Below are 20,365 nucleotides of genomic sequence, written 5' to 3'. Positions count from 1 at the left end.
TAAGAATTGAAGGGGGTCCTGAAAGTGGGACAACGGAGTCGGAAATTTATTGAACGGTATTGGTGGCAATTAGAACTCGTGGGGTTTGTCATCCTGAGCTTGATTTGGGTATTGCCCGGGGGTGCTTTTGGGCAGCTTTACGTGGGCGATGATCTCATCTTTCATCTGAACCGGGTGCAGGGGTTGCTCTCGGCCATACAACAGGGCGGGCACTGGTGGCAGGTGCCTGCGGTGACCACCGGGGCGTTTAGTGCCTGGGGCTACCCCATCAATTTATTTTATCCGGCCGTGACGCTGTTGCCGCTAGCCTGGATTCAACTGGTCATTCCCGGGATTCCCGGGTACGTCTGCTTTCTATTTTTGCTCAACCTTGTCACGCTGGTGGTGGCCGCAGCAGTGGCTCATCGGCTATTGGGGAGTCGGACTCAGGCGTGTTTGGCCGCCGTACTATATGGGTTTGCCCAGTACCGCTTTTTAGACTTCTTCGTGCGTGGGGCGTTAGCTGAAGGCATTGTTTTTGCCTTTTTACCACTGGTCTTTTACGGCAGCTACTGCATCGTAACGGGTGATTACCACCGTTGGTACTGGCTGGCGATTGGGATGGCACTGATTGCGTTGACCCACGTGGCTTCACTGGTACTGGCAGCCATTGCGGTGGTCTTGATGCTGGGCCTGTGGGGCTTACGACGACAAGACCTGCAACCCCGACTGGGGCGGTTGGCGGCCGCGATTGGCTTGACCGTGGCCTTAGCTCTGAGCTTTTTGGGCCCGCTGCTCCAACAGTTGCACCACGTCGGGGCGCTGGGCTTGGCCAAGTACGACTTGAAGGATAGCGCGCTTCAACTAAGTACCTTCTTAGCCAATTCCTTGGGGGATGCCGTGGCGTCGGGGTCCATCAACATGGGGTTTTTGCTTCTAGCGACTAGCGTCATCGCCATCATCATGTGGCGGCAATTGACCGCCCTAGATCGTTACTGGCTGGTTCTCGGGGCCGTGTTCATTTACCTGAGTTCAACGCTCTTTCCCTGGGCCTTGTTCCAAAACATACTGGGTGTCATCCAATTTCCGTGGCGCTTCTTAGCGTTAGCGACCTTTCCGTTAGCGCTCGTGGGGGCTAAAGCGGTGGCCCGTTTGACCAAGGCCACCACTTTGCGGCGCTGGGCAATCGTGGCGCCGGTGACGTTGGCGTTGATTCTGGGGTTAACCGTCAGTTCGACCGCGGCCTTAACGGAAGCGATTGGGCCAACGAACCCGAAATTACTGACGACCGCGACGTATCCGGCGGCCGTCAAAAGTGCGGTTGGATCGGATGCGGATTACGTGCCCCAACAAGGGCAAGTCTCGATGGCCGCCGTGCGAACGCACTCGATTCCAGTCATGAACACGCAACTGAACGGCAAACAACCGGCGTCCTTACAGCAACTTAGTGAATCGCCGCAAGTCAATGGGATTGATTACACGTTGCACAGTACCGTGACCCGAGATATCAAACTCCCGCAACTCATGTACTTGGGTGAACACGTCTCCGTCAACGGCCATGAGCAGACGCCCCGCCTGGACAGTAATGATGTGGTCCACATCACCGTGCATCAGGGGACCAGCCATATCCGTTTCTTGTATCGACGTACAGGTTTTCAGCACTTTTGTGGCGCCATCAGTTGGTTGGCTTGGCTGGTATTGCTGGGCCTCGGTGGCTGGCGTTGGTGGCGTCAACGGCAATCAAGAGTGAAACTAACGTCCTCTGACGATTGATTGGATAGTTTTATCGACAAATAGGTGACAGTTCGAACAATGTGGTCTTGACACTAAAATCAGCGCGGCTTAGGATAACCAATGAATTAGCCTCATGATTAAAAAACCAGTTAACAATGTAGGGGGATTTAAGAATGAAAAAGGTTCTAGGTTATGTTTTAGGATTAGTGGCTGTTTTGACGCTGGGCGGCATGTTAGCGACAACGGCGAACGCCGCTGGCAACCAAGCCACCGCGGCGAGTGGCACGACAGCGAGTTCAGTGGCCTCATCGCACACGACCACGACGAGTCCGGTCGTCACGACACCAACACGTTCGAGTTCGTCTGCTGTCGCTGCTTCGTCGAGTTCGGTGACGGCCACGACCAAGCAAACGAAGAAGGTTAAGCAGGCCACCAAGAAAGTTACCAAGAAAGCCACCAAAAAAGTGGCCACTAAGAAGCGGGTCAAGACCACTAAAAAGTACCGCAAACATGCCCGTAAGATTGTCTTCAAGAAGGGCCGCAAGGGTGCCAAGGTCACGATTCGCAACGCCAAAAGCAAGTGGTCAAGACTTACAAGATCAAGAAGAACGGTAAGTTCACCATTAAGTTGACCAAGAAGCAGGCCAAGAAGTTGCTGCGCAAACACGCCAAGTCCTTTAAGGTCACCGTCGCCCAGAAGGGGTATCGGACTTACAGCTTCACCGTTAAAATCGCTAAATAATTAAGTTGTGAAATAAAACGCGATTCGCGTGGTCGGTAACGGCCACGTTTTTTGGTTCTTGGGAGCCCCAATTAAGGGAGCTGATGCAATAATTTGTGATAAACCATGAAAGTTCTATGAGAAAGCTTGACCGGACGCGGATGTGCTGGTAAATTAGAACACAATATCTTCGACCCGGTTTCGGCGGGTGGAAGCAAAATTTATAGAGGAGCGATCAACTATTATGTCTAATTGGGACACGAAGTTTGCTAAAGAAGGAATCACGTTTGATGATGTACTGTTAATTCCTGCGGAAAGTCATGTTTTGCCGGATGAAGTTGATTTAAGTGTCCAATTAGCGCCAAATTTAAAGTTGAACATCCCGTTTTTGAGTGCCTCGATGGATACGGTCACCGAGACTAAGATGGCCACCGCCATGGCTTATAACGGTGGCTTAGGGGTCATTCACAAGAACATGACCACCGCCAAGCAGGCGGAAATGGTGGCCGCGGTCAAAGCCATCGAAAAAGATGACCAGCACCCGCATGCTGCGGTCGATGCGAACAATCACTTGTTGGTCGCCGCGGCGGTCGGGGTGACTTCCGACACCTCCGAACGGGCCCACGCCTTACTGGATGCCGGCGCTGACGCCATCATCATTGACACGGCTCACGGACACTCCGCGGGGGTCTTACGCAAGGTCGCTCAAATTCGCCAAGAGTTACCCGACGCAACGTTGATTGCCGGGAACGTGGCCACGGGTGAAGGTACCCGGGCCCTCTTTGAAGCCGGCGTTGACGTGGTCAAAGTCGGTATCGGCCCAGGCTCTATCTGCACCACGCGGGTCGTTGCCGGGGTCGGGGTGCCGCAAATCACCGCCGTTTACGATGCGGCGAACGTCGCCCGTGAATTTGGCAAGCCAATCATCGCCGATGGGGGCATGAAGTTCTCCGGTGACATCGTCAAGGCTATCGCCGCGGGTGGTAACGCCGTGATGTTTGGCTCGATGTTTGCCGGCACGGCCGAAGCACCAGGTGAAGTCATCGAAGACCACGGCAAGGCCTACAAGGCTTACCGGGGGATGGGCAGTTTGGCCGCCATGGAAAAGGGATCCAAGGACCGTTACTTCCAGGGCAGTGTCAACGAAGCCAATAAGCTGGTGCCCGAAGGTATCGAAGCGCGCGTGGCTTACAAGGGCAGCGTCAACGACATCATCTTCCAGATGGTCGGTGGCTTGCGTTCCGGGATGGGCTACACGGGTAGTGCGACCATCTGGAACCTGATCGACAACGCGCAATTCGTGAAGATTTCCAACGCTGGATTGTTGGAGTCACACCCGCACGATGTTCAGATCACGAAAGCAGCACCTAACTACAACGAAATTTAAGCCGTTAACGGCTCACGACAATCCTAAATCGACGGGATTGTCGTTTTTTTTAATGAGGGTGGTTGTGCGAATGGTAGTGGTTGCGTTAAGCTTCGGTTAACGTGAAGAGTGGCCGTTCACGATGAATTAGTGTAAACTTAAGGAATGTTAAAGGGCCTTACGCCTCCGTAAAACTTAGGCGAGTGGGCGGTCATCAGGTGTAGTTTTTGGTAAAATAGGTCTAAACGACCAGCAGCAACTGCGCTTGCGGGAATTAGCTGCAAAGGAGAATTTCCAGAATGAAAATTTTAGTTGTCGATGATGATAAGGAAATTGCACAATTACTCGAGATTTACATTAAAAACGAAGGCTACGAACCCCTGACTGCGTACAACGGCAAGGAAGCGTTGACCAAGCTCCATACCACCCCAGATATCGCGTTGATGATTTTGGACGTGATGATGCCCGAAATGAGTGGTATCGAGGTCATCAAGGAAGTCCGCAAAGACTCCCAGATTCCGATTTTGATCCTGTCGGCCAAGACCGGCGATATGGATAAGATTCAGGGCTTGATTACGGGGGCCGACGATTACGTCACCAAGCCGTTCAACCCGTTAGAGGTCATGGCCCGGGTCAAGTCGCTGTTGCGGCGGAGCCAGGACAAGGTGACCGATGACAGCCCGTATGTTTTAGACATCGGGACACTGACCATCAACAAGGATTCTCACGAGGTCAAGACGATTGCCGGCAAACCGGTCTCGCTCACGGCGTTGGAATTTGGGATTTTATACCTATTGGCTAGTCACCCCAACCGGGTCTTCTCGGCTGATGAAATCTTCGAACGGGTCTGGCGGCAGGAAAGTATCGTGTCGGCCAAGACGGTCATGGTCCACGTGAGTCATTTGCGGGACAAGATCGAAGAGGCCACTAATGGCGAAAAAGTTATTCAAACGGTCTGGGGCGTAGGTTACAAGATTGAAGCCCACTGAGGTGACCGGCATGAAGCTGACGACCAGGGAAAAAAGCGCGCTGTTTATGGAAGGCGTCGTGACCGTGATCTTACTGCTCATGCTGAACCTCGCGTTACTGGTCCTGATTGTTCAGGCTATCGAGAGTAACCCCGGTCTCCGTGATGGGATCTTCATCATTAAACGCTCCGTGGTGTTTGGTCCCTATAATTATCAGTTGTGGAGTTGGGAGAACCTCTTCGTTGGTCTGATGATGATTGGCGACGCTTTGGTCGTCTGGTGGCGACTGGTGCGGCGCTACAAACAGATGCAACTGCATCACATTATTGAAGAGTTGCACTATATCGCTAACGGTCATTTTGATCATCGGATTCCGTTTCGGGTCAGTGGGGACGTCCAGCGGGTGGTCGATTCCGTCAACGCCTTAGTCGATTCCGTGATTCGCTCGATGAACGAAGAACGGGCTATCGAAAAGTCGAAGGATGAATTGATCACTAACGTCAGCCACGATATCCGGACGCCGTTGACTTCGATTATTGGCTACTTAGGCTTGATTGAAGACAAGCAGTACCATTCAGACCAGGACTTATTGAAATATACCCATACGGCCTTCTTGAAATCCAAACAAATGAAATCGTTAGTCGACGATTTGTTTGAATACACCAAGGTGCGGCAGACTGACACGCCGTTGAGTCTGAACCAGTTGGACTTAGGGGCGATGTTGGAACAACTTGCCGCGAGTTTCGAATTGGAAGCCCAAAAGAAGGGCATGACGATTGGCGCCGCTGTCGGTGACAAGCCACTGATGATGGAGGCCGATGCTGAGAAATTGGTCCGGGTCTTCAATAACTTAGTCAGCAATGCTTTGAAGTACGGCGACGGGGGGAAACACATTGACCTGGTAGCCAAGCACGTCTCCGACACCGAACTCGAGGTCCGCGTGACGAACGACGGGCCGAAGATTCCTAAAGAGTCGCTAGCGCTGATCTTCGAACGGTTCTACCGCGTCGAGGAGTCCCGCTCCAAAGAGACCGGCGGGACCGGTTTGGGACTGGCCATCGCTCAAAGTATCGTGGCACTGCACGGCGGGTACATTTACGTCGAGTCCACGGACGAACTGACCAGCTTCGTGATTCACTTACCAACGCAACACGCACACCCCTTAACGGTGCCCCAGCGATTAAAAACGGCGGGTGCCGACAATTAAATTAAACCGGGACGTTCTTAATGGCGTCGCGGTTACATAAGACAGGAGAGTTTTGCTTTGAAACGTTTACGTCAACTCATGGTCGGGGTTGTTGCGGCCGTTACCTTATTGACCGGGGGCCTTGGCACTGCTAATGTTGCCCCAACGGTCACGGCTCAAGCCGCCACGACTAACTCAGCGAGCACCACCGTTAACTTAAAGGCTAAGGCGGGGATTGCCGTCGACGCCAAGACCGGTCAGATTCTCTACGACAAGAATAGTTCGCAGAGTTTGCCGGTGGCTTCGATGTCTAAATTGTTGTCGATTTACCTGGTATTACAAGCCATTCATTCCGGTAAGCTGAAGTGGTCGCAAAAGGTCACCATCAGTAAGGCGGTGGCCAAAGTCGCCCAAGACACGGATTTATCTAACGTGCCGTTACGGGCGGGGCACAGCTACACGGTCAAGGCCCTTTACCAAGCGTCCCTGATTTACTCGGCTAACGGGGCCATTGAAGCCTTGGGCGCAGCCGTTGCGGGTTCTCCGCACGCCTTTGTCACCCAGATGCGGGCCCAAGCCAAGAAATTGGGCATGACCAACGCCAAGATTTACAACGCCTGTGGGTTGACTAACAAGCAAGTTGGTGACTTGGGTTACGATAACGTTGCGGGGAAGGCCGAAAACGCCTGGTCCGCTGCCGACCAAGCCAAGCTGGCCGTGGCCCTGTTGAACAAGTACCCAGAAGTTTTACAGACCACAAAGATTACCAAGATGTGGTTTGAAAGGGGCACCAAGGACGCTACGAAGATGGAAAACTGGAACTGGATGTTGAAGGGCTTATCTGCCTCGTACACCAAGTTGCACGTTGATGGCTTGAAGACCGGGACGTCGACGGCTGCCGGCGCCAACTTCACGGGGACCGCCCATAACGGCGGTAACCGGATCGTGACGGTCGTTTTACACGCCGCACACAAGTCCGAGACCGACCCATCACGGTTCCAACAAACCCAAAAGATGATGTCGTACGTTTATAACAACTTCAAGACGGTGACCTACGCTGCAGGCACCCGGGTCAAGGGCGCTAAGACCGTTGCGACCCAAAGCGCCAAAAAGCAGACCGCCAAAACGGCATTGGCTAAGAGCGTGAAGTTATGGATTCGTAACGACCAAGTCGCTAGCAACATCACGGCTAAGCCGCAATTAAAGACTAAGCTGACTAAGAATCAGGCGTTGGAAGCTCCAGTCGCCAAAAATACGACCATCGGGACTGCCAATCTATCCTTAAAGGGTGATCAACTCGGGTTCTTGGGGAACACGAAGACAGTTAAGGTTCCGTTGAAGGTCACGTCATCCGTAGAGAAGGCCAACGTCTTCGTCCGGATGTGGCGTTGGATTGTCGCTCTGTTTTAATTGAATGAGGCAATATTTAGAGGACTGGGGGTCCCCTTGTGACCCGTGGTCCTCTTTATGTTGCCGCTGATACATAGTTTATCCACTGAATTATTAGCACCACTTAGGCAAAGGAGGTGAGCCCCGGATAGGACCGGGAATACGCCTAATTGAACATTTGTCAAGGGCATGTTGCTTTTTGATGATCCAGTATTGTCAAGGGCATGTTACTTTTTTGATGGCCCAATACTGTCAAGGGCATGTTGTTTTTTGAACCAAGCCCAGGCATCAGACTGCGCCAGTAACCGGCATATTAGCGGTGCATGCACTTATTTATATTTATTATGAGACAAAGGGAGTTGGAACTTGTGAACATGGTTAAACGCGAATGGCATTACATTCTGCATAACCGGTTGATATTAGCAACGGTTTTAGCAGTTATCTTTATTCCATTCCTCTTCTGTATTTTTTTCCTGCGGTCCGTTTGGGATCCGTATGGACAAACAAGTAAGTTACCGGTCGCGGTCGTCAACCTCGACCAACCGGTTAAGTACCAAGGTAAGAAGCTGAACGTGGGGGCGCAGACGATTACCAATTTGAAGAAGAACCACCAGTTGGGGTGGCGGTTCGTGTCACAGCAAAAAGCGGCCCAGGGATTGAAAGACAACAAGTATTACACGGTTATCACGATCCCGAAGAACTTCTCGGCCCACGCGGCGACGGCGTTAGACGCACATCCCAAAAAGATGACGTTTAACTACAACACCAACGCGTCGGCCAGCTATATCGCCAAGATCATGAGTGATACGGCAGCGGACAAGCTCCAAAGCCAAATCAGTGCGAAGGTCACTAAGGCTTATGCGCAAGCAACTTTTGACCAGATCTATAAGGTCGGTAAAGGTATGGGCAAGGCCGCTAGATGAAGACGTCGGTCAAACCCCTGGCTACCGGGATTCAACAGTTGAATGACGGGGCCGCCACGTTGAAGGCCGGCCTAGGGACTTACACGTCCGGAGTTAAACAGTATTCAGCTGGCGTGAACAAGTACACGTCCGGTGTCGGACAGTACACGAGTGGCGTCAACAAATACACGAGCGGTGTGGGCCAATACACGAAAGGCGTGAACCAGTTCACCAGTGGCGTGAGTCAACTGGGAACGGGGATGCCGAAGCTCTTATCTGGAAGCAAGCAATTGAACACCGGGGCTAAGTCCTTAAAATCCGGGACTTACAAGTACGTTGATGGCGTCTACACCCTCAATACCGGGGTCAAGCAACTCGGAAGTGGAGTTGAGCCACTAGCTAGTGGCGTGTCTAAGTTGTCCTCTGGCAGTACAACATTGAGCAGCGGGTTGAAAAAGCTTGATAATAATTCCAGCCAATTGACCGCTGGGGCCCAACAACTCTCGGGTGGGTTGACGCAGATGCAAAGTCTGTTAACGGAACTGGCACCAGGTTTAAAGACCCTCTCGCAATTAACGAGTAACCCAACGAAGCTAACGGAACTGCAGACCGTCTTATCAGAGTTACAAGCCACCCAAGGGAGTTTGTCGGCCGAGAAAGTGAAAACCATCTCGACGGCGCTGAAAGAATTGGACAGCCTAAGTGCCGATGATTTGTCGACACTGACTAGCAGTACAAAAGATGTGGGCACAGACCTTGCTACAATTAAGGCGCAACAAAGTTCGGCGTCTAGCAGCAGTAGCAGTAGTAGCGATAGCAGCAGTGACGGTGCAGCGGCCGCCAGTTCAGCAGCTTCGGTTGCCGCTGAAAAAGCCGCGGCGTTGAGTTCGGCTGAAGTAGACGGGGATAGTAAAAAGATCAGTTCCGCGGCGGCCGATGTGGAAACGGCCGTTTCAGAAACTCAAACGAAGACAAAATCGTTACAAAACAGCACCCAGAATTCAGGCGCTCAAACCACTAAAGAAAGTGCGACCGCTAGCGATGCGGTTCAGGACTTAATCACGCATTCAACGGCTCTAGTTGAAGCAATGAGTGCGGTCTCTGACAAATTGCAAGCTCTTGCCACGTTACAACCGTATGTGGGGCAATTAGAAACGGCATTAACGCAGATGAGTTCAATTGACAGTGATGACTTAACCGCGATGCAGGGGGCGTTATCGACGCTCCAAGATGAAAGCTCGGCCATCCAAAGTTTGGGGAATTCGACACAGGATGTGGCGGCCTTGGTTTCTGGTGCGAGTCAATTGAGCACCGGCCTGGACACCTACACGGCTGGTGTTTCCAGTGCCTTGAGTGGGTCAAACCAGTTAACGTCTGGCTTGTCACAATTGAACGCGCAAGTGCCAACGCTGACGAACGGGGTCACCCAGATTATGAACGGAACGGCCAAGTTAGCCAAGAATGGCTCGGCCTTGAAGTCCGGCTCGAAGCAATTGGCATCGGGTACCTCGACCTTAAACAATGGGTTACAAACGGCCGCTGCTGGCGTGAACAAGTTGACGGCCAATACTGGCAAGTTGACCAGTGCGGGCAATAAACTCAACTCCAGCACGGGCCAACTCACCACGGCGGGTCACAAGCTCAATTCCAGCACCGGCCAACTGACCAGTGCCGGCAACAAGCTGAACCAGGCTGCCCCGCAACTGACTAGTGGGGCGAGTCAACTTGCCAGTGGGACCGCTGAATTGAACAGCAAGGTGCCAACGCTGACGAGTGGCGTGAACCAGTTAGCTAATGGGTCCGCTAAGCTGAACAATAATAGTGGCAAGTTGAACGATGGCACCAATCAACTGAAGAACGGAACCGGGAAACTGGCTAAGTCCTTACAGGATGGTGCCGACCAAGTCAACGCCCAACCGTTGACCAGCAAGACGGCCGACATGTTCGCTTCGCCGACGAAACTCAACCACAAGAACTACAGTTACGTCCCGAATTACGGGAACGCCTTAGCGCCGTACGTGCTTTCCGTGGCGCTGTACGTGGGGGCGTTGGTCTTCAACTTCGTCTTCCCAATCCGGAAAGTTTCATTAGCCGGGGGGACCGCCACCGGCTGGTTCTTGAGCAAATTGTCGATTGGGGCCTTTGAAGCCTTGGCGATGGCCGTAGTCGAACCACTCCTGATGATGCTCGGGGGCTTATCAGTCGACCATCCTGGCCAACTGATCCTGGTTTCCATCTTCTTTGCGGAGGCGTCGATGTTCATTGTCATGTTCCTGTCGATGCTTCTAGATAATCCGGGACGGTTTGTTGCGATGGTTCTGCTGATGCTCCAACTCGGGGGTTCCGGTGGGACCTTCCCGATGGAAGTCACCAACCACTTCTTTAACGTGGTGCACCCATTCTTACCGATGACCTACTCGATTCTGGGGTTCCGGCAAGCCATCACCAGCGGCATGGGGGGTGGCAGTATGATTGGTCAAGCCGTCTTGATTTTAGGCGCCTTTGCCGTCATCAGCATCATCTGCCTGTACCCAACCATGCAGTGGCTCCAAAAGAAGCACCTGATGGGCGTCTCGCAATTAGACGATAATCAAAAGCTCCAAGCCGTTGAAGATGCCCATACGAACCAACACTCGTAAGCCGTTTGGCAAGTCAGCTAACCGTTACGACTAATTGAAAATTAAATCATGAAATGGTCTCCATCTGCAGTCGTTGCGGGTGGAGGCCATTTTGGCGTGACGTGGGGCGATTCGGGGGTGGTGAAAGATTATTTTTCCGTGAAAAAACGCTAAGAATTTTCACAAACGGGATTCTAGGGGGCTTAAAAAGTGACGCTTGGGCGCGGATAATGTCGGACTCGTGGTATGAAAATCTTGTGAAACATGGTAAAATATCCACGTGTGGTTTTATAATGCATTTCATATCTTAGAGTATTCGACGGAGGCAAACATTCTTGAATAGACGAAGGCCAAACCCTAAGCAAGTGCCGGACCCCAACGAACCCTTATGGCGGTCGACACTGCGGGTCGCCATGCCCCTTAACTTGAGTTACATTCCAATCGGGCTGGCTTGTGGGATTTTACTACACGCGGCAGGGCTTAATACCTTATTGACCGGATTAGTTTCGATACTAGTCTTTTCTGGTGGGGCACAATTTTTAATTGCCACGATGTTGACCATTAATTCTCCATTACTTTCAATAGTCTTGATGCTGTTTTTCTTGGAACTACGGTATGCCCTGTTAAGTTCGAGTCTATCTCCATACTTAAAGGGTCAACCGAATCGATTCTTATTTATATTTGCGATATCCCTAAACGATGAAAACTACGCGATCAATTACCTGAAATTCGCGACCGATAAGAAGTGGACTGGCAAAGAAGCGCTCATGGTTGAGCACTATTCCTTGCTTTTTTGGGCGCTCAGCAACGTTATCGGGAGCTTGATTGGGAGCACCTTGAAGATTGATCTGGGGATTGTCAATTTTGCGTTAACGGCGCTCTTCTTATACATGATCGTGATGCAGATCAAGAACCGCTTAACGGTGGTGATCTGTCTGTTGTCCGGGGTCTTAGCGGCGGTCTGCATGATGCTGACCAAGTCGACCTTAGGCCTGGTTATCTCGACCATTATTGCGTCGTTGATTGGGTTTGCGCTGGAATCTACGCTGCGTAAACGGCTCCCAGATAGCCATTGGCTCTGGAAACTGCGCAGCCCAGGGGCCAAGCAGTCGGCGGTAGAAAGTACGGATGAAAAATAAGGATGCAGGGAGACGTTTATGAGTACAGTTAATACTTGGACCAGCACGCAACATTTTTGGTTGATTATTCTCGGCTTTTGCGTTGCCTTCGTGCCGCGTTTTTTACCCTTGATGTTGTTTACCAAGCGGGAGATTCCGGAATGGTTTAACGAATGGATGAAGTTCGTGCCAGTATCACTTTTTACCGCGCTGGTGGTCAAAGACGTGTTTATTGACAGTGAAAGCTACCAGTTGATTTTAACCAAGGTGCCGGAAATGTTAGCGGCCGTTATCGTGATTTTTATTGCATACCGGACACGGTCGATGGCGATTTCGGTGATCACCGGTTTAATTGCGGTCTTTTTCCTCTCAATGGTGATTTGAATTTAGTAAAGCGTTACAACAACGACTATCCCGGGGATGCGGGGGTCGTTTTTTTTAATGCCCACACCCAAAAAGGCTCACCGGTTAACGTTGATCACGCGTTAGCCGGTGAGCCTTTAAAAGTCGTTACGATCCGCGGTCGCAACTAATCATTCATTTAATTCGTCACCTTAGTTGAATCGGCGTACATGTAGTCCCGCGTCATCGGCAGCATCCGGGCGGACGGACCCTTAGAAATCAGATACTGAATGACGTCAATGTTACCAGACTTGAAGGACGCGGCGCAAGCCTGCAGGTATAAGTCCCACATGCGCACGAAGTTCTCGTCAAACATCTTGGCTACTTCGTCACGGTGTTGGTTGAAGTTCTTGTCCCAAGTCTCGACGGTCTTTTGGTAGTGGCGCCGCAGGGGTTCCATGTCATCGACTTGCAGCCCATTTTCGACGATGTGGGTCAAGTTTTCGACCAAGCCCGGGACATAGCCGCCTGGGAAGATCCATTTGTTCAACCAACCGTTGTTGGCGCCACCCTGTTGCCGGGTGATCCCGTGAATCAACGCCACGCCGTCATCGGCTAAGTATTGTTGAACACACTTGAAGTATTCGCCCAAGTTTTCTTGGCCGACGTGTTCGAACATCCCGACGGACGTGATGTAGTCCCATTGTTCATCGCCCAATTCCCGGTAGTCTTCCAGCCGAATCTCGGCGACGTCTTGGAGGCCTTCGTCGGTAATCTTTTGGGTCACGTAGTCGTATTGTTCCTGACTCAAGGTAATCCCGGTGACGTGTAAGCCGTATTCCTTGGCAGCCGTCAGCATCAACGTACCCCAACCACAACCAATGTCGAGTAACGTCTTGCCCGGCTTCGGGTTCAACTTCTTGATGATGTGGTGGACCTTGTTGACTTGTGCGGTGGTTAAGTCATCTTCCGGCGTTTCAAAGTAGGCACAGGAGTAAGTCATGGTGTCGTCGAGCCAGAGACGATAGAAGTTGTTCCCGATATCGTAGTGGTTCTGCACGTCGGTCTTACTTTCCTTTTCGGTGTGCTTCTGCTTCGGCAGGAAGTTGATGTACTTCTTATTATGGAAGAAACTATCCGCATTTTCGTAAGCCGAAGTGAGGAGATCCTCAATACTGCCATCAATTTCAATCGTGCCGTCCATGATGGCTTCGCCCAACGCAATCGAGGCGTTGCGGGAGATTTCCTTAATCGGAATGGCCTTATGGATGGTGATGGTGTTTTCTGGAGTGCCGTCCCCGTACACATCACTGGAGCCGTCCCAATAGTTCACACGGACGGGGATGTTAAAGGTATGGCTGAGAAACGTTTTGTAAAAAGTTTTTTCAAGCATGTTAGAGGGTCCTTTCTCGTTTCGTTGTCTTCCGACAAGGAAAACAGAATTACTACGCCATTATACGCCTATCCCCGCAAGAGAGTAAGGGGGACGTCTTAGGTGAAAACGGTTAACGTTGCGTCGATTTTACAAAAATGACAGTAATGTGAAATGGACATGGTATAATGAATTACACTTTTACCAGCGGAGGTCTTCACTTTGAAAAAATGGGTATGGGTCGTCGCAACACTCGTGGTGGCACTTTTAATTGGCGGTTACGCCTATTCGAACCACCACGCCACCGCGAAGGAATACCAAGCGGCGATGACCAATGGGCGCACAGCCCTAACGAATAAAGATTACACGCAAGCTGAAAGTTATTTTCAGAATGCGATGAAGCGGCGGTTGAATGATAAGACCGCGCAGACGTATTTGACGCAAACGCAGCATTTTGTATCCGGGGAAGATGCGTTGGATGCGCGTAAATTTAGTCGCGCACAAGGCCGCTATCAGACGGTTAAAGATACCAAAAATGGTGCCAAGGTCCTGATCCAACGGGCGACGAAACGCCTGAAACAACTCAAGGTCATTCAGGCTAACGTCAAGCAATTCAAGAAGCTTTTGAAGCAGGCGGCAAGTGAGAACCAGGCCTTGAACTACGGCACGTCCAACAACACGTTAGATGAACTTTTCAATAATAAGCAATTCCAGAAGGTCTACTATAAGGACCTGTACACCCAAGCCTTAGCCCTACGCAAGGCCAACAACGCGGGCCAGGCTAGCAGCAGTTCTAGTGCCTCCAGCCAAACAACGGCGTCATCTAGTGCTAGCAGCACGACGACGTCCAGCAGTAAGGCAGCGGCCACTAGCAACAGTAACAGTAATAGTAATAGTAGCAGTAGTAGCACCAAAAACACCGGGGCATCGTTGACCTCGTCAGAATCTCAAGCGGCTAAGAACTACAAGGGGTCTAACGAGTACACGGTCACTAAGAAGCAGAAGGAACTGAACGGCAAGACCATCACGGCTAGCCAAATCAGTTCAGCGCGCAAGACCATTAACGCTGCGGGCGGCCAAGCAGACGCCATGAGTGATCAGGACATCCGTGTCGCCTTACAGCAAGCTGACAAAAAGGGCATGTCCTTGACCAAGTACACGCAACAATATCTGAAATAATTACTGGGAGTGGCCACGATTGACAAGGGTCGAGCCGCCCCCCGATGGACGGGTCGAAGGCGTAACTAGTCTTCGGCCCGTTTTGTGGATTATGGTTGGGGCGGGGTAAACCGACCTTACCAACGCCCCGCTAGGACCCGAATTTGCGAGCAACCTATGGTACACTAAGCGCCGTTAAGTTGTAACGTGAATCGATTATGTGAGGGCAACCTCATGAATACTAATAATATATTCTAGGGTAATGTAGTTTGTAAGGCGACTTAACCAGACGTTAGAAAGTTTTGCGACCCCAGAACGGCTGATTTGACACACAAAAGGTCAAGGATACCAGTGGTTTGGGGACTTTGAGACCTGATAAAACCGTCGTAAACTGGCGAGTCGTTATTTACCCGTTATTGGTAAGTGAGGTTTACTATAGTAATAGGTCCACAAACCAATTACACTGTAAGGGGGGTAAGGGTGATGTGGCACCAGGTGGCCAGAGTCGTGATGATCTTGGGGGATTAAGCGATTCTACTAAGGCAAGCGTCTTAGCGTCATGGTTAATCGGGGGTTAACATCACCACCATATTATGATTATTAACAAACATATCATGCGGACGACGAACGAAAAGCAAGTGTTGCAACAGATTGTCAATGCAGGACCCATTTCGCGGAGTCAGATTTCCCGGAACCTGAGCTTGAACAAGGTGACGGTCTCGGATATCTACAGTGAGTTGCTCCACGAAGGCTTGATCCGTGAGGTTGGTCACGGGGTCAGCACCCGTAACGGTGGTCGGAAGCCAGTCATGGCGTTGTTGAATGTCGACTACGGTTACATCATCAGTATCAATATCCTCCGGCAACGCTTCACTATGTTGGCGTGCCGGTTAGACGGTAAGTCGGAAGACTACACCAGCGTTTCGACGCGCAACGTGGATTTGACCACGGCGCTCGATATGATTGAAGACGATATCCGCAAGATGATGGCGGAACGTGATACCCGGCTGTTGGGGTTGTCCTTTGGCTTAGATGGCATGATCGACAACAATCAAATCTTAGGGGCCACGCTCGCTGGGTTGAAGAACTTTGATTTAGCCAAGTACTTCGGCGACAAGTTCAACGTGCCGGTGGTCTTGGAAAACTTGGCCAACGAATCGGCCATCTTCGAACGGGACTTTTCCGGTGAGGGCGTCTACGAGAACTTGATTTCGGTCACCATTCGGGATCAAGTTAGCGCCGGCATCGTCGCGGCCGGGCATTTGTACCGGGGTCACGCGGGTGAAGCGGGCGTCATCGGCCGGTGCCCATTAGCCGACCGGTACCAGGAACAGACTCACGAAACGGTCAACCACTATGTTTCTGAGACTAGCGTGTTGAAGCGTATCATGGCTTACCAGCATCTGGACCACGTGGATGTGAACCGGATTCGGCGGGATTACTTGGGCCATCAGCCCGAATTACTCGCCATTCTGGATGAGTTCACTTACTACCTGGCCAAGGTCTTGGCAAACCTCTCCGGCAGTTTTGCCCCAGATGCCATCGTCTTGAACGCGCCGATTTTGGAACTCCTGCCTGAATTGATGGATGGGGTTCGCGGTTACGTTGACCAGATGGCGATTTCCCGCAAGGCCCCGCTCCTCTTGACCAAGAAGGCTAAGGAAGCGTCCTTGATGGGTGGGTCATCGGCCATCATTCACCGGGTCTTAGGTCTCGATGACTTACAGCTGACCTTCAAGAACGAACGGCAAGTCGTACTCGAGGAATTGGAATCTTAAGGCCCCTGACCATTTAAAATATAACGATAATGTGAGCAGTTTGATGAGGTCCCGCCGATGATGGCGGGGCGTTGTCAAACTGCTTTTTTAGGTGTTGGTGTGGGAAATTCCTTCGGCAATCGCGACGGGTAGGGTATAATTAAGCTGATTAAGAGTGGGGGAATGCGATTTGAATTTATGGGAACGGTTTGTCGCGAACATCCGGCTCCGCCGTTTCGTGGTGCTGGCAGCCATTATCCTCATCTTATGGCTGGTTCGCAGTGAAATGAACACGATTCTCTTGACGTTTATCTTTACCTTTCTGGTCCTCCAGTTAGTGAAATTTGTGCACCGTCACGTGCACTTGCCCTCCCAGCTGATCGTCATCGTGACCTACGTGGTCATCTTAGGCGGGCTGTATTGGGCGATTACGACCTATTTACCACAACTCGTGACCTCGTCGATGCGGGGCATCGAACAGCTCTATAAGTTCTACCAAAATCCCGACAACGACACCAACGAAGTGGCGCGATGGGTGATCAATTACCTGAGCACTTCGGACATTGTCAATCAGTTGCAAAACGGTGCCAAGTTGGTCTTGAACTACGTGTCGACCATCGGCTCCTTTGGCTTTACCGTCTTTATGTCGATGATTCTGAGTTTCTTCTTCACCATCGAAGACAAGCAGATGGCGGCCTTTTCCCAACGGTTCTTGACCAGCACTTATGGTTGGATCTTCCAAGACATCAAGTTTTTCGCCGAAAAGTTCATCAATACCTTCGGCGTGGTCTTAGAAGCCCAGTTCTTTATCGCGCTGTGCAACACCCTGATTACCACCGTTATCTTGGCCATCATGCAGATGCCACAGTTGCCGACGTTAGCCATTATGATCTTCGTGTTGAGCCTGATTCCGGTCGCCGGGGTCATCGTGTCGGTCTTTCCATTGGCCATTTTGGGTTACTCGGTGGGCGGCTATCGCTACATCATTTACATCTTAGTGATGATCGTGGTGGTCCACGCCCTTGAAGCCTACGTGTTGAACCCGAAGTTCATGTCCAGCCGGACAGAGCTCCCTATCTTTTACACCTTCGTGGTGTTACTGGCGGGAGAACAGCTCTTCGGCGTCTGGGGCTTGATCGTCGGGGTGCCCATCTTTACCTTCTTCTTAGATATCTTAGGTGTGCGGCCGGTCCACGGCCTACACCCGGGTGTCGACGTGGAGAAATTGCGGCAATATCGGCAAACGCACGGGCGACACCATCACCATCCGGAAGATACTGATTGTGATGATACCGATAACAACGTAGAGAAACACGACCAACCGTAACAGTCGGTTGGCAACCAGAAGTGAATTTTATGGAGGAAAGCAGGTCATCGCCGACTTGGTTTCCTCTTTTTGGGTTTTACTGGTGAAGGTGAGACTAAGGGAGGACCAGGCTTATAGTAGTGTCAGGGGACCTTTTGTGCTACATTGAAAAATAGGAAGTGATATGAAATGAGTATTCGGCAACACTTATTGCGCGGGGCAATCAGATTGGCCGATGCCAGTGATCGGTTGCAACGCAAGTCGATGGTCAGTCGTTTGATCGGTGGTAATTTACCACGCTACGCCCCAAGTCGCCAACCGCTACACCCGAGGTCACCGCTGGCAGGCAAGCGCATCGCCTTTTTGGGGTCGTCCATTACGGCCGGGGCGGGGTCGCTACAGGATTCATTCGTGGATTATTTAGTGGCTCAAGACGGCGTGATTGCTATCAAAGAAGCCGTCAGTGGAACCACCTTGGCCGGGGATGAAGCCGACAGTTACTTGCCCCGGATGCGGCACAACATTCCGGTCACAGCGCTACTGGACGCGTTCGTTTGTCAGTTGTCGACCAACGACGGGCGCCATCACAAAGCCTTGGGCCACGTCACGCCGCCGCAACAACGGCACGGTTTTGACACGACCACCACGCTAGGGGCCATTGAAACGGTGGCGGCTTACGTGCACCAGTACTGGGCGGTTCCGCTGATTTTTTACACCTGTGTGCGGCATCCGGATCCAGACTATGCCCAATTAGTCCATAAATTGTGGGCATTGCAGCAGAAATGGCACTTCACGATTCTGGATCTCTGGCAAAATCCCATCGTCAAGGCCGAAAACCAGGCGCAACCACTCGCTATGGTCGATGATGCCCACCCGACACGGCTGGGTTACCGCAACATTTGGACGCCACTCTTTCGCCAGCAACTGATTGAGACGCTTCAACTGGATCCGCCTGCAGTTGCTAAAAAACAGCATGCTTAAGCAACGTATTTTATGAGGCAATCAGGTTATTGACGACTTGGGCGCCTCTTTTTTGATGATGAAACCAGTAGCCAAGCACCGCGTTTGCCCCCGAAGCATTGCGACCCCGGTTAGATTTGCGGTGTAATAACCAGACCACCGCGTAAATCACCGAATATTGCTGAAATTTACGGGGAGATGGTGTAGAATAGCAAAGGTAAACTATGAAAGAAAGAGGTCTAAATAATGGCAAAATTAGTACTGATTCGCCACGGCCAAAGTGAATGGAACCTTTCAAACCAATTCACCGGCTGGGTTGACGTTGACTTGAGTGAAAAGGGTGTTGAAGAAGCAAAGGCAGCTGGCCAAAAGGTCAAGGAAGCCGGCTTACAATTCGATTACGCTTACACTTCAGTTTTAAAGCGGGCTATCAAGACGTTACACTACGTTTTGGAAGAATCCGACCAACTTTGGATTCCAGAAGCTAAGACGTGGCGCTTGAACGAACGGCACTATGGCGCATTACAAGGCTTAAACAAGAAGGAAACCGCGGAAAAGTATGGGGACGACCAAGTTCACATCTGGCGGCGTTCTTACGACGTTTTGCCACCCCTGTTGGACGCTAACGATGAAGGTTCTGCGGTTAACGATCGGCGTTACGCTGATCTGGACCCGAACATCATCCCTGGTGGGGAAAACTTGAAGGTTACCTTGGAACGGGTTATGCCTTTCTGGGAAGACCAAATCGCTCCGAAGTTACTTGACGGCAAGAACGTGGTGATTGCAGCGCACGGTAACTCATTACGGGCATTAAGCAAGTACATCGAACGGATTTCTGATGACGACATCATGAACCTCGAAATGGCAACTGGTGAACCAGTGGTCTACGACTTCGATGACAAGTTAAACATGACGAACAAGACGAAGTTGGGCAAGTAGTCCCAACTCGTAAAGCCGATCCGGCAATTGCAGGGTCGGCTTTTTCGTGGGGAAAAGCGTATCGTGCGCTACGGCAGGTGCACACTATAAGAGAAGAAAAGAGATTGAGAATTGACTAAACCAGTAACGCAAGTTGAAATGATGAAGATTATCGCCCTGTTTCGCAAAGAGGGCTACAAAGGCGAATACGAGGAGTTTCAACGGGTCAGCGGCACCGACCGCGAGTTCTTCGTGGTCATGGGCAACGACCAGGGCTTGAAGGCCTTGTTCCGGGCCAGCTTGATGCTGGACGCCGTCGAGTTCCAGTACGTACTGGACGATAAGCACGTGTTCGTGCAAGGGGATGCGGACGCGAGCTAAAAAGCCTGCTCAACTGGTGTTGGTGAAGCGGCTTAGGGGAACCCAATTCGTTTGCGAATTGGGTTCTTTTTTTTATGGAGATTGCCCCTAGAAGGGAGACTCGAGTGATTGCCTGCCGCTAATATGATAAAAAAGGCATGCCCCCGAAGTTCGGAAGCATGCCAGAAACAACAGCACTATTCAATTAAAT

General features: G+C 51.4%; 18 protein-coding genes. 17 read left to right on the top strand and 1 reads right to left on the bottom strand.

The genetic code is table 11. From position 1 onward, the window contains the following. Nucleotides 1-24: 24 nt before the first annotated feature. The 11 genes from H3M12_RS01155 to H3M12_RS01110 all read left to right on the top strand — a co-directional run bounded on the left by H3M12_RS01155 (nt 25) and on the right by H3M12_RS01110 (nt 12,365). Nucleotides 25-1,752 (top strand): glycosyltransferase family protein, encoded by a 1,728-nt coding sequence (locus tag H3M12_RS01155; protein WP_129032410.1) that lies wholly within the window; start codon nt 25-27, stop codon nt 1,750-1,752. 134 nt (nt 1,753-1,886) lie between these two features. Then, complete coding sequence (locus H3M12_RS01150; protein ID WP_129032411.1) at nt 1,887-2,345, top strand: hypothetical protein; 459 nt, start codon at nt 1,887-1,889, stop codon at nt 2,343-2,345. Continuing rightward, complete coding sequence (locus tag H3M12_RS12795) at nt 2,294-2,455, top strand: hypothetical protein (RefSeq protein WP_233449198.1); 162 nt, start codon at nt 2,294-2,296, stop codon at nt 2,453-2,455. Before H3M12_RS01150 ends, H3M12_RS12795 begins: the two co-directional genes overlap by 52 nt. Nucleotides 2,456-2,678: 223 nt before the next feature. Beyond that, nucleotides 2,679-3,821, top strand: a complete 1,143-nt coding sequence (gene guaB, locus H3M12_RS01145) for an IMP dehydrogenase (RefSeq protein ID WP_182150802.1) — start codon at nt 2,679-2,681, stop codon at nt 3,819-3,821. A gap of 278 nt (nt 3,822-4,099) precedes the next feature. After that, complete coding sequence (locus tag H3M12_RS01140; protein ID WP_129032413.1) at nt 4,100-4,789, top strand: response regulator transcription factor; 690 nt, start codon at nt 4,100-4,102, stop codon at nt 4,787-4,789. Nucleotides 4,790-4,799: 10 nt separating this feature from the next. After that, nucleotides 4,800-5,975, top strand: coding sequence for a sensor histidine kinase (locus H3M12_RS01135; RefSeq protein ID WP_129032414.1), 1,176 nt, complete (start codon nt 4,800-4,802; stop codon nt 5,973-5,975). Nucleotides 5,976-6,032: 57 nt separating this feature from the next. Next, nucleotides 6,033-7,364 (top strand): D-alanyl-D-alanine carboxypeptidase family protein, encoded by a 1,332-nt coding sequence (locus H3M12_RS01130; RefSeq protein ID WP_233449197.1) that lies wholly within the window; start codon nt 6,033-6,035, stop codon nt 7,362-7,364. A gap of 353 nt (nt 7,365-7,717) precedes the next feature. Next, nucleotides 7,718-8,266, top strand: a complete 549-nt coding sequence (locus H3M12_RS01125; RefSeq protein WP_129032460.1) for a YhgE/Pip domain-containing protein — start codon at nt 7,718-7,720, stop codon at nt 8,264-8,266. Next, nucleotides 8,263-10,884, top strand: coding sequence for a YhgE/Pip family protein (locus H3M12_RS01120; RefSeq protein ID WP_182150801.1), 2,622 nt, complete (start codon nt 8,263-8,265; stop codon nt 10,882-10,884). Before H3M12_RS01125 ends, H3M12_RS01120 begins: the two co-directional genes overlap by 4 nt. 314 nt (nt 10,885-11,198) lie before the next feature. Beyond that, the gene (locus H3M12_RS01115) at nt 11,199-12,002 is read left to right on the top strand and encodes an AzlC family ABC transporter permease (RefSeq protein ID WP_129032417.1); all 804 of its coding nucleotides are present in this window, start codon (nt 11,199-11,201) and stop codon (nt 12,000-12,002) included. Nucleotides 12,003-12,020: 18 nt separating this feature from the next. Then, the gene (locus H3M12_RS01110; RefSeq protein ID WP_129032418.1) at nt 12,021-12,365 is read left to right on the top strand and encodes an AzlD domain-containing protein; all 345 of its coding nucleotides are present in this window, start codon (nt 12,021-12,023) and stop codon (nt 12,363-12,365) included. 157 nt (nt 12,366-12,522) lie between these two features. Here the strand turns inward: H3M12_RS01110 and H3M12_RS01105 are convergent, their stop codons facing one another. After that, nucleotides 12,523-13,716: an SAM-dependent methyltransferase gene (locus H3M12_RS01105; protein WP_129032419.1), complete on the bottom strand. Its 1,194-nt coding sequence runs from the start codon at nt 13,714-13,716 to the stop codon at nt 12,523-12,525. Between the two features lie 201 nt (nt 13,717-13,917). On the opposite strand from H3M12_RS01105, the gene H3M12_RS01100 reads away from it, so the two are divergent. From H3M12_RS01100 to H3M12_RS01075, 6 genes are all read left to right on the top strand, one after another. After that, complete coding sequence (locus H3M12_RS01100; protein WP_182150800.1) at nt 13,918-14,874, top strand: hypothetical protein; 957 nt, start codon at nt 13,918-13,920, stop codon at nt 14,872-14,874. A 572-nt stretch (nt 14,875-15,446) separates the two neighbouring features. Then, nucleotides 15,447-16,631 carry an ROK family protein gene (locus H3M12_RS01095; RefSeq protein ID WP_129032421.1) on the top strand — a complete coding sequence of 395 codons (1,185 nt, stop codon included), beginning with the start codon at nt 15,447-15,449 and terminating at the stop codon, nt 16,629-16,631. A 169-nt stretch (nt 16,632-16,800) separates the two neighbouring features. Further along, a complete protein-coding gene (locus H3M12_RS01090; protein ID WP_129032422.1) occupies nt 16,801-17,937 on the top strand; it encodes an AI-2E family transporter in 1,137 nt (378 codons plus the stop codon). A 168-nt stretch (nt 17,938-18,105) separates the two neighbouring features. Next, nucleotides 18,106-18,897 carry an SGNH/GDSL hydrolase family protein gene (locus tag H3M12_RS01085; protein ID WP_129032423.1) on the top strand — a complete coding sequence of 264 codons (792 nt, stop codon included), beginning with the start codon at nt 18,106-18,108 and terminating at the stop codon, nt 18,895-18,897. Nucleotides 18,898-19,122: 225 nt separating this feature from the next. Continuing rightward, a complete protein-coding gene (locus H3M12_RS01080) occupies nt 19,123-19,815 on the top strand; it encodes a 2,3-diphosphoglycerate-dependent phosphoglycerate mutase (RefSeq protein WP_129032424.1) in 693 nt (230 codons plus the stop codon). A 111-nt stretch (nt 19,816-19,926) separates the two neighbouring features. Further along, nucleotides 19,927-20,175: a hypothetical protein gene (locus H3M12_RS01075; protein ID WP_225423508.1), complete on the top strand. Its 249-nt coding sequence runs from the start codon at nt 19,927-19,929 to the stop codon at nt 20,173-20,175. Nucleotides 20,176-20,365: the final 190 nt, after the last annotated feature.

This window comes from Levilactobacillus suantsaii (assembly GCF_014069315.1).
GTDB lineage: Bacteria > Bacillota > Bacilli > Lactobacillales > Lactobacillaceae > Levilactobacillus > Levilactobacillus suantsaii.
The sequence above is the reverse complement of the archived record's forward strand: the minus strand, read 5'-3'. Positions and strand labels throughout refer to the sequence as shown.

Coding starts and splice junctions, on each gene's coding strand:
- H3M12_RS01150 (WP_129032411.1), top strand. CDS start 1,887: ATGAAAAAGGTTCTAGGTTATGTTTTAGGATTAGTGGCTGTTTTGACG.
- guaB (WP_182150802.1), top strand. CDS start 2,679: ATGTCTAATTGGGACACGAAGTTTGCTAAAGAAGGAATCACGTTTGAT.
- H3M12_RS01140 (WP_129032413.1), top strand. CDS start 4,100: ATGAAAATTTTAGTTGTCGATGATGATAAGGAAATTGCACAATTACTC.
- H3M12_RS01135 (WP_129032414.1), top strand. CDS start 4,800: ATGAAGCTGACGACCAGGGAAAAAAGCGCGCTGTTTATGGAAGGCGTC.
- H3M12_RS01125 (WP_129032460.1), top strand. CDS start 7,718: ATGGTTAAACGCGAATGGCATTACATTCTGCATAACCGGTTGATATTA.
- H3M12_RS01120 (WP_182150801.1), top strand. CDS start 8,263: ATGAAGACGTCGGTCAAACCCCTGGCTACCGGGATTCAACAGTTGAAT.
- H3M12_RS01110 (WP_129032418.1), top strand. CDS start 12,021: ATGAGTACAGTTAATACTTGGACCAGCACGCAACATTTTTGGTTGATT.
- H3M12_RS01105 (WP_129032419.1), bottom strand. CDS start 13,716: ATGCTTGAAAAAACTTTTTACAAAACGTTTCTCAGCCATACCTTTAAC.
- H3M12_RS01095 (WP_129032421.1), top strand. CDS start 15,447: ATGATTATTAACAAACATATCATGCGGACGACGAACGAAAAGCAAGTG.
- H3M12_RS01085 (WP_129032423.1), top strand. CDS start 18,106: ATGAGTATTCGGCAACACTTATTGCGCGGGGCAATCAGATTGGCCGAT.
- H3M12_RS01080 (WP_129032424.1), top strand. CDS start 19,123: ATGGCAAAATTAGTACTGATTCGCCACGGCCAAAGTGAATGGAACCTT.